The organism is Vibrio sp. A37, from assembly GCF_059777565.1.
Map to the genome: position 1 here is coordinate 814,587 of NZ_JBLNLI010000001.1, position 11,788 is coordinate 826,374.

The 11,788-nt window shown below is 41.8% G+C and carries 10 protein-coding genes; 3 read left to right on the plus strand and 7 right to left on the minus strand.

The genetic code is table 11. The annotated features are described in order from the left end of the window. The first annotated feature begins 73 nt into the window (after positions 1 to 73). Together ACM2FC_RS03510 and ACM2FC_RS03515 are read left to right on the plus strand one after the other, a co-directional pair. Positions 74 to 1,081, plus strand: a complete 1,008-nt coding sequence (locus ACM2FC_RS03510; protein WP_498479439.1) for an ABC transporter substrate-binding protein — start codon at positions 74 to 76, stop codon at positions 1,079 to 1,081. 101 nt (positions 1,082 to 1,182) lie between these two features. Beyond that, positions 1,183 to 3,168 (plus strand): ATP-binding protein, encoded by a 1,986-nt coding sequence (locus ACM2FC_RS03515; protein ID WP_498479440.1) that lies wholly within the window; start codon positions 1,183 to 1,185, stop codon positions 3,166 to 3,168. Between the two features lie 104 nt (positions 3,169 to 3,272). Here ACM2FC_RS03515 and ACM2FC_RS03520 read toward each other — a convergent pair whose 3' ends face one another. The 4 genes from ACM2FC_RS03520 to ACM2FC_RS03535 form a co-directional block, all read right to left on the minus strand. Further along, positions 3,273 to 3,440, minus strand: coding sequence for a hypothetical protein (locus tag ACM2FC_RS03520; RefSeq protein ID WP_498479441.1), 168 nt, complete (start codon positions 3,438 to 3,440; stop codon positions 3,273 to 3,275). 302 nt (positions 3,441 to 3,742) lie between these two features. After that, the gene (locus tag ACM2FC_RS03525) at positions 3,743 to 4,681 is read right to left on the minus strand and encodes an ornithine cyclodeaminase family protein (RefSeq protein ID WP_498479442.1); all 939 of its coding nucleotides are present in this window, start codon (positions 4,679 to 4,681) and stop codon (positions 3,743 to 3,745) included. 2 nt (positions 4,682 to 4,683) lie between these two features. Next, the gene (locus tag ACM2FC_RS03530) at positions 4,684 to 5,673 is read right to left on the minus strand and encodes a threonine/serine dehydratase (RefSeq protein ID WP_498479443.1); all 990 of its coding nucleotides are present in this window, start codon (positions 5,671 to 5,673) and stop codon (positions 4,684 to 4,686) included. A 166-nt stretch (positions 5,674 to 5,839) separates the two neighbouring features. After that, positions 5,840 to 6,760, minus strand: a complete 921-nt coding sequence (locus ACM2FC_RS03535; RefSeq protein ID WP_498479444.1) for a LysR family transcriptional regulator — start codon at positions 6,758 to 6,760, stop codon at positions 5,840 to 5,842. Positions 6,761 to 6,898: 138 nt separating this feature from the next. Between ACM2FC_RS03535 and ACM2FC_RS03540 the strand changes: the two genes are divergently transcribed. Next, positions 6,899 to 7,672, plus strand: coding sequence for a substrate-binding periplasmic protein (locus ACM2FC_RS03540; protein WP_498479445.1), 774 nt, complete (start codon positions 6,899 to 6,901; stop codon positions 7,670 to 7,672). Between the two features lie 72 nt (positions 7,673 to 7,744). On the opposite strand, the gene gnd is transcribed toward ACM2FC_RS03540, so the two are convergent. From gnd to zwf, 3 genes are read right to left on the minus strand one after another with little or no spacing between them, the layout of a single operon-like run. Further along, the gene (gene gnd / locus ACM2FC_RS03545) at positions 7,745 to 9,193 is read right to left on the minus strand and encodes a decarboxylating NADP(+)-dependent phosphogluconate dehydrogenase (RefSeq protein WP_498479446.1); all 1,449 of its coding nucleotides are present in this window, start codon (positions 9,191 to 9,193) and stop codon (positions 7,745 to 7,747) included. Positions 9,194 to 9,214: 21 nt separating this feature from the next. After that, complete coding sequence (gene pgl / locus ACM2FC_RS03550; RefSeq protein ID WP_498479447.1) at positions 9,215 to 9,931, minus strand: 6-phosphogluconolactonase; 717 nt, start codon at positions 9,929 to 9,931, stop codon at positions 9,215 to 9,217. Next, complete coding sequence (gene zwf, locus ACM2FC_RS03555; protein ID WP_498479448.1) at positions 9,928 to 11,430, minus strand: glucose-6-phosphate dehydrogenase; 1,503 nt, start codon at positions 11,428 to 11,430, stop codon at positions 9,928 to 9,930. Before zwf ends, pgl begins: the two co-directional genes overlap by 4 nt. Positions 11,431 to 11,788 lie beyond the last annotated feature (358 nt).

Here is an 11,788-nt window from a genome sequence, read left to right on the forward strand (position 1 = left end):
TTACCGTGTTAATTTGACGATAAGCCGCGTTCGTCTATGCTCAAATAAGTGTGAGAGATAGAGGAATTCATGGATGAATAAGAAGCTATTAAGTGTGATTATTGTCGTTGTGGTACTTGGGATCATTGGCGCGTTAGTCATGCAAAACAGCTCTCAGCAACCTGCTCAAAACTCTAGTCAAACGACTGACAATAAAATTGTCGTGTCACACAATCTATGGCCGGGATATTATCCTATTACTATTGCGCAAGAAATGGGATTCTTCAAAGATGAAGGTATTAATGTAGAAACTCACTTTTCTGAAGATCAACTTCCTCAAATTTCAGAATTTTATGCTCAGAAGTATGATGCACTAGCCTTACCTTTAGGGAGTATCGTAAGTGCAAGTGGTAAGTACCCCGATGCTGATGTACGAGTGGTTTATGCCATCGATGACTCTGTTGGTGGTGATGCAGTGGTTGCGCGCGCTGGAATAGAAAGCATCAAAGACTTAAAGGGTAAGTCCATCGGTGCTGCGCTAGATGGGTTTGGTGAGGTATTCGTTATTGAGATGCTGAAAACCGCTGGACTTACAAGTGACGACGTCACAATTGTTAATGCGGATGCGAATCAGGTTTATGAACGGATTAAAACTAAGGAAATAGATGCGGGTCATACTTGGGAACCCTATATTTCGCGAGCGGTAAAAGATGGTGGCAAGGTTATTTTTACCAGTAAACAGACCCCAGGATTAATTGTGGATGTCATTACGTTCCAAGGTAAAATCGTGGATGAACGCCCACAAGATGTAAAAGCATTTATTAGAGCTTGTGATCGGGCAATTGAATATTGGTTAGATAACCCTGATAAAACAAAAGCTTTGTTAATGAAAAGCTTAAATATTTCTGAAGACGATATTTTCTTAGATGGGATTAAGCTGCTAACGGTTAAGGATAATCAGCATGTCTTTGACAAAAATAACCCTAACTCAGTTTTTCTAAACGCAGAAATTTACAGTCAGTTTTATTTGAATAATGGTACTTTGTCCAGAAAGCCAGATGTTAATAAGCTTATCAGCCAAATTATTTTAACGGAAAAATAAGTAATTACACGATAATGAGATACTCCATTCGGGTTAAATATATACTTGCATTTTTATTGGTGTCAGTGCTACCGATAATTATATTGCAAGTATATAACCAGATGGAGACGAAAAACTCACTGGTAAAATATTCTAACCAAAGCCTTGTGAATGTCACCAACCGGGTATTTGAAAACCTAAATGAGTTCATTGCAGGTAATTTAGATGTTGTTCGAATTGAAGCTTTATTACCTGCGCTTAAGTCTTTTCTCACTGATCCAGCCAATCCCGCCAAAAGAAAGATGGCAAGAGATACTCTGATAACTTTGAGTCGGCAAGATCATGTAAATATATTGTCCTATGCATTACTTAATATGACAGGAAGGGTACTAGTTGATTCATATAGCCCTAATGTCGGGAAAAGCGAGTCATCATCTCAATGCTTTCGTATAGTCAACCAGACTCGATTTCCGTCCGTATCCGGAATTACATTTTCCAAAAACTTTCCGGGTGTTAGCGTTATTAACTTTTGCGCAATTGTCCGTTATCGAGGTAAGGAAGTAGGTATTATTCGCTTGCGCTACAACGCTGCAGCGGTCATCAACTCAATTAGTAGCAAGGCTTCTAGTGCTCCTACGCCTTACTTTATGCTGGTGGACGAGAATAATATTATCATCAGTCATAGTGTTTTGCCTGAACTGGCGTTTAAACCTCTTACTAAGCTTGAACCTGTTGTGTTAGGAGAGTTATTTCAGCAAGGGAAAGTACATTCAACGCATGAAGTCAGGCCGTATGTTGAGTTGGAAGAATTTGAACAACAGTTGGCCAACTCTGATAATGATTCTATGTTTGTTACCCGTCTCAATTCATTACAAGATACTCACCAGACTGTAGAAAACTATGTTGTCGTAAAGAAACTCAGTTATTTGCCGTGGAAATTAATTGGAGCTCAACCTCAAGATATTTTTGATGAACCCATTATGAAACAGCAGCAAAGAGCTATATGGCTAGCTGTGGGTATTGTTGGAGTGGTGATCATTTTCTCTTTGTTACTTACTCAAATTATTTCTGGAAAACTGAAAAAGCTGACTGAAGCCGTTGTTAAATATAAGGTGGGGGAAGAATTTAATAAGTTAGAAATCAAGTCAAATGACGAGATTGAAGTATTAGCAGAGTCCTTCAATCAAATGGCAGAACGCACACGAAATAGCATGTTAGACCTCGAGGAGTCAGTAACGAAGTTAGAGGCGGCTGAAAAAGAGGTCCGGATGTTGAACTCAGATCTGGAGGAGAGAGTCGCTGCTAGAACAGAGGAGCTCAATCAGTCTATTGTTGAGCTTAAAGAAGCACAGCAACAGCTGATTACACAAGAAAAAATGGCGTCTTTAGGAAGGCTTGTGGCAGGTGTTGCGCACGAAATTAATACTCCAATTGGAATCAGTGTGACTGCGGCGTCTTTTCTATCGGGCGAGTCAAAACAAATTATGGCTGACCTGCATGAGGAAAAACTCTCCGAACACGATTTGATCACTTTCATTAACCAAATTGAAGAATCAGGGGATATTCTGCAGATCAACTTAAAAAGAGCCTCAGAAATTATCACCAGTTTTAAACAATTAGCCGTATCTCAGTCCACGGAACATATTCAAACCTTTGATTTGCATGCACACCTTGAGTTGATGGTACTGACATTAAAGCCACGCTTACAAGATACTGGCATCTCAATCGATTATCAGTGTCCGAAAGATCTCCAGTTGACGTGCGATCCCGACAATTTGTCTCAGGTAGTCGATAATTTAATTACAAATTCAATGACACATGGCTACAAAGGAGATAGTTGTGGAGTTATCTATCTAAAAGTCATTGAATGTGGCGAAAATGTTCAAATTTCCGTTAAAGATAGTGGTGAGGGCATCTCGCCTGAGAACTTAGAGCACGTATTTGAACCCTTCTTCACGACTACGAGAGGTTCGGGTGGAACGGGACTAGGGATGCATCTCGTATACAACATAGTACATCAAAATTTGAAAGGCATTATCAGTTGCGCAAGCGAAGTGGGTAAAGGTACAACCTTTACAATAACAATTCCTTTGAATTGCAGTGGGTAAAATGCAATCGAATACAAGTCGAAGCTTTGAGGTTGGTACCCAGACAGATGTTTACTCTATTTTCAAGGCAAGTTAGCTATCTGGGCAAAATAAATATTGGCTGGTTATAAGATTGGTTGCAGTGCATCAGTAACGGAATAACCACCTTGTTTTTGAGCTTGCTTAACCATGTTCAGTCTTTCTAGCTCTTTTTCAGCCTGAGTACTTTTAATACATGGTTGAATCGATTCATCGTTCAAAGGTACGAACACATAGTATTTATTAGTCATCATCATTGTACACCTGTCGTTCATCTTACTTATAAGTTTATGTTTTCAAATGGTGGCAGACATCGTCCGCCTAATTTTTATTATAGGCGTAGGAATGAGGGCTTATAACGTCCATTTTCAAATTTGAGCGGTGGAGTATAGTTGTCAAAAGGGGGAGGATAAACGACTGCAATCATAGAATTTGCATATCGAGGTAGAGCAGGTAACTAGAAGTCTTTCTAAGGCGAGTCGCTGCGCCTAATCTTTAACGAAAACCTCAACTTAAGACCTGTTGAGGCTGACACTAGAAAAGGCGCACCGTTCAATTAGAGCCTGTTATTGGCTGCGGCCAATTTGCCATAGACCATACTTGAAATGACCATATCTTGAACTGCCACTCCAGTAAAATCAGCAACAGATATTCCTTTTTGCAAAACATCAGGTTTACTTAAAGCATCCCCAAATTCAATAGCGATTGATTGAGTTGTTGCATCCGCATATTGAAGTTCACCATGATCAAAACATTGCTGTTTACTATCTACCATGATCAAGTTTGCGTGTTCCAGTACGTTTGCTTTCAGCTCTCGTTTTCCAACAGAGTCGCAACCAAAAGCATTGATATGTACGTTTGACTTACGCCAATTCGCATCGATAAATGGCTCTTTACTTGGTGTCGCTGTTGTAATGATATCGGATTGGCGACAAACCTCTTCAGCACTGTTCGCAGCTTCTATTTGGATGTCATAGTCGCTTAACTTTGCCTTAAATGCTTCAATCTTTTGTGGAGAGCGGCTATATGCTACAACACGTTTGATGTTGGTTGCTTGGCAGGTATGTAAGGTCTGATAGTAGCCTTGAATACCGCAGCCAATAATACCCATTACTTGTGCATCAGGGGCAAACTTCTTCGCTATGAGTGCCCCGGCAGCTGAGGTTCGGTAGTCTGTGAGAAGGCCTTCATCTTGAAGGAGTGCAAGCGGAAACCCTGTGCTGGTATCAATGACCATCATACATCCAGACGAAGAAGGTAAGCCTAGTTCACTGTTGGTGTAGCTACCCGCGGCAATTTTAATCGTGGCGTAGTTCGATTCTTTCAACATCCCGTACTTAATATGTAGCTCGCCGTGGGGGAGGGGTAAATACCCAACTGGCGGTATCACACATTGGTTGTTCGAATAAGAGATATATCCTGCTTCGATGCCAGCCATTAGTTCTTGGAGTTTTGGAAGGTGTTCTTCTACCTGTGTTTTAGTGACGATTTGCATGGCTAAGCTTGCTCCATGCTCATCGCTGACTTGAACGTGTCCTCAGCGATATTACCGCCGCAAAGAATCACTACAATGCGTTTCCCGCGATATTTTTCTTTATTTTTTAATAGACTGGCTAAGGCAACGCCTGCTGCGCCCTCTACCTTATAGTCATGATGTTGATAAACAAGCTTCATTGCCTGTGCGATTTCTTGCTCCGTGACTGTCACAGTGGAATCAATTACATCCAAACAAATCGGCAGAGTAATCGCGTCTTCGTCTAGACCACCAGCTGTACCGTCCGACAGCGTGTCTTTTTCCTGTACTTCAATGACTTTTCCAGCCTTCATACATTCCAACATGGTTGGTGCATTTTCTGGCCAGCAGCCGATGATATCTACAGATGAAGTTTGCGTTTTTACACTTGAGCCGATGCCACCAATTAATCCACCACCGCCGACGCTGACGAAAATGGCGTCAACGTTCGGCAGATCTTCAAGGATCTCTGTTGCTAAAGAGCCTTGACCAGCCATAACTGCAAGTTCGTTGTATGGGCTGATATAGGTTAATCCTTTTTCTTTGGCATCCTTTGCAGCTGCTCGTTCAGCATTCTCTGTTGCGCCTGGAACTTTGACAAGTTTTGCACCGCAACTCAGAATTTTTTGTTCTTTCGCTGGATTTATTGAACTAGGAACATAGATAGTCACTGGAATTCCCAGTGCTTTTGCCGCCATGGCTGTTGCTGCACCATGATTACCTGAGCTCGCGGTTAAAACTCCTGTGGATTTATGTTGTTCGTCTAAACACAGCATGGCATTGGTCGCCCCGCGAATTTTAAAGCTGCCAGTTGATTGAATGTTCTCGCACTTCAGGTAAACCTCACATCCAGAAATGTCAGAAAGTGCTTTGGAATGCAGAAGAGGCGTTTTATTCACACCCTCTTGAGAATAGAATGACGTTGGGTCAATTGATGCCGTTTGTTTTGCAACGCCGTGTTTGTCTAAAGCCATTTGGGTTTCCCTAGATTATTGCTTTTTTCAGTTGCTCAAGATTAAAGGAATTAACGAATTAATAAATAGTGACTTAGTGATGCAAACATTGGCTTATTGATATGTATCCAATCTATGCATGGGAATTTTCGATTTAAAAAATACTTCCTCTAACTCAATCAGGCTATCAACAACGAAAGTGCTTTTGTGCTAGCTTAATAAACAGTTCTAGAGAGAGGTTTTTATTGCTCTTTAGATAAGCGAGTTGCAAGTTACAAGAATACGCAGTTTGTTCGATTAGCAAAGGCTTCATTTTTCCTCGCTCTACCCAAGGTTGAGCATAGTGCTGAGGAAGATAACCAATGTAATTTCCAGATAGGATAAGAACAGCAATGCTTTCGATATCCCCTGTCAAATTTGCCGTTTTTAAAAATGGAGAGGGTGGAGGGGTCCAGTCCTGAGTGTAATCTCTGGCTGCATATTTTGAATTTTTAAGCTGTTCTAACGTAATCTCTTCTGTAGGCAGAGAAAATAACGGATGCTTAGAACCACAATATAAAACTTGGTATTCATCGTATAGATCAAAATGCTCTATAGACTCAGGGGCGGAATAAATCGGCGATACAATGATGTCGAGTTGTTTGTCTTTTAACATCTTCAACAGGTTTTTGGGCGCATTTTTGTATAGCTTAAGAGAGACCTCTGGTGCTTTTTCTTCGTACTCGCGAACCACTTGCGGTAGCTGAAAGTCTTCACAACTGGCGAGTACATCCACCATGCCAATGTTTATTTCACCAGCAAGTTGCCCGCGACATGTTGCAACGTCCGAACGAAAACCTTCTATCGCTGAAAATAACTTTTTCGCAGCTTGATAAACCAGTTCCCCTTGCTCTGTCAGTTGAAAGCCACTTCGCCCGCGGTGGCAAAGTGTCAGTTTCAACCTGGACTCTAATTGAGACATATAAGAACTAATCGCTGGCTGATTGAGGTTTAGTTCGTCTTTTGCCGCGGAGAAGCCTCTATTACGTACCACAGCCATAAAGACTTTTAGTGCTCGTAAATCGACATTATCTAAGTTTGGAGTGGCTGATTCATTTGAGGTTTTCATTGGCGTTGATTAAAACTATATCTGCATTATTTGTTCATGATAGCACCTTGGACAAGCGAAATGTTCCGTATCTAAGCACCAAAAGCAAGGTGTGAACGGAAAATGGAAAATAGGCCGACGATTGCTATAGTCTAAGCTATGAAATCTAGAATTAGTTTACTTCTCATTTTGCTCTCTACAGCCTCCTTTGTATGCGGGGCGAATAGTCATGTCGTGTCTATCGGTGTCGCTCATTTTCCTCCATATAGCATAGTGACTGAAGAAGGAATATCCGGGGTTGAAGTTGAACTTGTTCGCGAAAGCTTAGACATAATGGGGTACGAAGTAGATTTTGTCAGCTACCCTTATGGACGACTGCCCATTTCACTCAGAAATAGAACAATCGATGCAACCATCGTCACTCAGAAAAACTTCAATGATATCAAAGTATTTTATTCAGATTTAGTATTGCAGGAGTATCAAACTGTTGCTGTGCACTTAAAGAACAGAGAATTCGATATCTCATCCATCAGTGATTTAGAAAATAAGTCGATTATCGCTCATCAACGAGCGCATCTGTATTATGGCGAAGAGTATGGCCGAATCGCTAAGTCGTCTGACAATGAAACACGGTACAAAGAAACGGCAAACCAAGAATCGCAGGTGCGGATGCTTTTTAAGGAACGTGTAGATGTTATTGTTTTAGCACATGAAATATTTATATATTTTAAGGAAAGATCAGATTATAAAGACCATACGGATACCTATGAAATCTCGAAAATATTTGGCGACAAATTTGGTTTTCATAATGTATTTTGGGATAGACAAGTCAGAGACGACTTTAACACGGGGCTTATTCGAATAAAAAATAATGGTACGTATAATCATATTCTAAGAAAATACCTCAAAACGTATCAACGGAGTACTGATTAGGACGAACTATAAAAATGGGCCAGCAGAGAGATCTGCTGGCCCATTTAGTTCTAGCTAGGTTTAGTTAGCTACTTAAACGTCATAAGTCGTTGAAGCAGTGTCACCACCTGTACCAGTCCAGTTTGTGTGGAAGAATTCACCACGTGGACGGTCAGTACGCTCATAAGTGTGAGCACCGAAGTAGTCACGTTGAGCTTGAAGTAGGTTAGCTGGTAGGCGAGCGGTAGTGTAGCCATCTAGGAACGATAGTGCCGAGATAGTACAAGGCATTGGGATGCCTGCTTCTAGAGACTTAGCTGCCACTTTACGCCATGCGTTCAGGCTGTTTTGTAGGATGCCTTTGAAGTAGTCATCAGAACCAAGGAAAGCAATCTCTGGGTTTGCTTCGTACGCATCACGGATGTTGCCTAGGAACGCAGAGCGGATGATACAACCACCACGCCACATAAGTGCAACATTACCGTAGTTTAGGTCCCAGCCATTCTCGTTTGATGCTTCACGCATTAGCATGAAACCTTGAGCGTAAGAGATGATTTTTGAAGCTAGTAGAGCTTGACGAAGTGCGTCAACCCATTCTTGCTTGTCACCTTCAACTGGAGTGATTGTCTTACCGAATAGTGATTCTGCTTCAACACGTTGTTCTTTTAGAGCTGATAGGCAACGAGAGAATACAGACTCAGAGATTAGAGTCAGTGGGATACCTAGGTCTAGCGCGTTGATACCCGTCCATTTACCTGTACCTTTTTGGCCAGCAGTGTCTAGGATTTTCTCTACTAGAGCTTCACCGTCTTCGTCTTTGTAACCCAAGATGTCAGCCGTGATTTCAACTAGGTAGCTGTCTAGCTCAGTTTTGTTCCAATCAGTGAAGACTGCTTGCATTTCATCAGCTGACATACCTAGGCCATCTTTCATGAACTGGTAAGCTTCAGTGATTAGCTGCATGTCACCATATTCGATGCCATTGTGAACCATCTTAACGAAGTGGCCAGCACCATCGTTACCAACCCAATCACAGCAAGGCTCGCCTTCGTCTGTTTTAGCAGAGATAGCTTGGAAGATTGGTTTAACAGCAGGCCATGCTTCTGGTGAGCCACCTGGCATGATTGAAGGTCCAAAACGTGCGCCTTCTTCACCACCAGATACGCCAGTACCGATGAAGTGAATGCCTTTCTCTTTTAGAGCTGCAACACGACGGTTAGTGTCTGGGTAGTTAGTGTTACCACCATCAATGATGATGTCGCCTTCGTCAAGAAGTGGTACTAGATTTTCAATGAATTTGTCTACAACTTCACCTGCGCGAACCATTAGCATCACTTTACGTGGTTTTTCTAGCTTCTCTACTAGTTCTTCTAGTGAGTATGCGCCAACGATGTTTGTGTCTTTTGCTGGTCCTTCTAGGAACTCATCTACTTTTGCAGCAGTTCGGTTGTGAGCAACCACTTTAAAACCATGGTCGTTCATGTTTAGGATTAGGTTTTGCCCCATTACTGCTAGGCCAATTACACCAATATCACCTTTCATTGTGTGTCTCCGTTAAATCTCTTAGGCAATTTTACTTGCTGCGTTTAAATCAAGGTACCACTCTGTTTCGCCATTTGTTGAACGAATTTTTGCTGCTGGGTATGGCAGTTCGCTAGCTGGAGTAGTATGAATTTCTTCTACGATGTCGGCTTTACCGCTGCCTAAAACTAGATAGCTAATACGCTTTGCTGCTTCCAATACGCGCGCAGATTTAGATACGCGGATCTGACCGGACTCAGGCTGCACAGCGGTAATTGCTAATTTCGGTTCATCGTAGTTAGTTTTATTTGGGAACAGTGAGGCAGTATGGCCGTCAGCACCAACGCCTAACAGAATCCAGTCAAAAACAGGCGTACCATTTTCTGAAGGTATGATTTGCGTCATTTCTGAGGCAAAGCGCTCAGCCTCTGTTTCTGGATCGTTTTCACCGAGAATACGGTGGATATTTTCTGGTGGAATATCAATATGATCAAACAATAAAGCTTTCGCTTCTCCGTAGTTGCTCTGCTCATCGTCAGGCGCTACGCAACGCTCGTCACCCCACCAAAAGTGTAGGTTTTGCCAGTTGATAGATTTTGCATAATCTTCTTGAGCAAGGCGCTTGAATAGCATCTTTGGAGTGCTGCCGCCTGATAAAGAAATATGCGCAGGTGTTGCTTGCTCACTGATTTGTTTTAAATCATTGGCAAGGCTCTCTACAACCTGCTCAGGTGTGTCGAAAATCTTATGGTTGATCATAATTCACAGTAGTCCGTATCTGTTAAGTTTTTGCAAGGGAAACGCCAAGCTTTTCCATCACTTTGGAGTAGTTGATCAGATTCTTTTGGTCCCCATGTGCCACAAGCGTAACCAAACAACGCTTGCGGGTCTTGCTTAAAGTCCAAAATAGGTTGTACGTATTTCCAACAGGCCTCTACGGCGTCAGTACGCGCAAATAGCGTAGCATCGCCATTTAAAGCATCGTGAAGAAGTCTTTCATAGGCTGTCAGCATTTGTGTTTCTTCAAGTGATGCATAATGGAAGTTCATTTTGACTTCCTTCGCTTTAAAGCCAGCTCCTGGCTCTTTTAAGCCAAAGCTCATTTGAATGCCTTCGTCTGGCTGAATACGAATAACCAGCATGTTTTCTGGTGCATCTAGCCCGAATACTGGGTGAGGCGTACGTTTAAAGTGGATGACCACTTCAGTAACACGTGTCGGTAGACGCTTACCTGTGCGAACATAGAAAGGTACACCATTCCAACGCCAGTTGTTGATATACGCTTTTAGGCCAACATAAGTTTCGGTACGAGAATCATCAGCAACGCCGGGTTCATCGCGATAACCTTGCAAGAACTCTCCTCGAACATCTGAGCCAGTATATTGACCAAGAACTAGGTTGTTACGAAGGTCATGCTCATCAAGGGGTTTTAAACAGTGCAGCACTTTAGCCACTTCATCACGCATAGAGTCTGCGTTGATTTGTGCTGGTGGCTCCATACCAACCATCGCTAGAACTTGGAGGAGGTGGTTCTGGAACATATCACGAACTGCGCCTGAGCCGTCGTAATATCCTCCTCGCTCCTCAACCCCTAGGTGTTCAGCGCCTGTGATTTCGATGTACTCAATGTAATTACGATTCCACAGCGGTTCAAACATCGCGTTCGAGAAACGAAATACAAGAAGGTTTTGAACCGTTTCTTTACCTAGATAGTGGTCGATACGATAAATTTGGTGTTCTTGGAAGTGCTTGTGAATCGATTTGTCTAGCTCTTTTGCTGACTTGAGGTCGTAGCCGAATGGCTTTTCAACAATAAGGCGTTTCCAACCATTTGACTCGTTATTTAAGCCATGAGCGGCCAAGCTTTCGGGAATCACACTATAAAGGCTAGGAGGTGTTGCGAGGTAGAAAAGAGTATTACGTGTTTCGAACTGATATTGCTCTGATAATTGATCTAAACGAGTCGCAAGTCTTGCGTAATCTTGCACATCAGAGGTATTGATGGATTGATAATGTAGATGCTGAATGAAATTATCTAATGCTTCAGGCTCAGTTTCTTCCATCTCTTGAAGCGAGAGCTTGAGCTTCTCTCGGTATGAATCATCACTATATTCCGTTCGACTAACGCCTAAAATTGTAAAAGATTTTGGTAGCTGGTTGCTAGCGTATAAGTGGTATAGGGCTGGGATCAACTTGCGGTAAGTCAGATCACCAGAGGCACCGAAGATAACGATGCTGCTGTTTTCGGGTATTACCATCATCTTTCCTTTGAGAGCGACTTAAATTAAAACGCCACATTATTATTAGGCGCGAGTTTTTTAGATATTAGAAAATGCCAACTAATCTGATAGTGCAATTCAAACGCTAGTTATTCGTTATGAAATGCCAGTTTGATGCACAACAGGTGATACAGATCACTTCCAACATGATGTGTATTGTCTACGACAATTTGACTTACATCAATACCTAAGCTTGCAATCAAACAAATATTACACAGAGCTTGTTGATACATTTGTATGATTTTATTATATAACTAATTGATAAATATATAATAAATGCAATTAAGAAAGAATTTATAGAGCAATTATTCATAAGTTAAATTTTATATGTATCAAA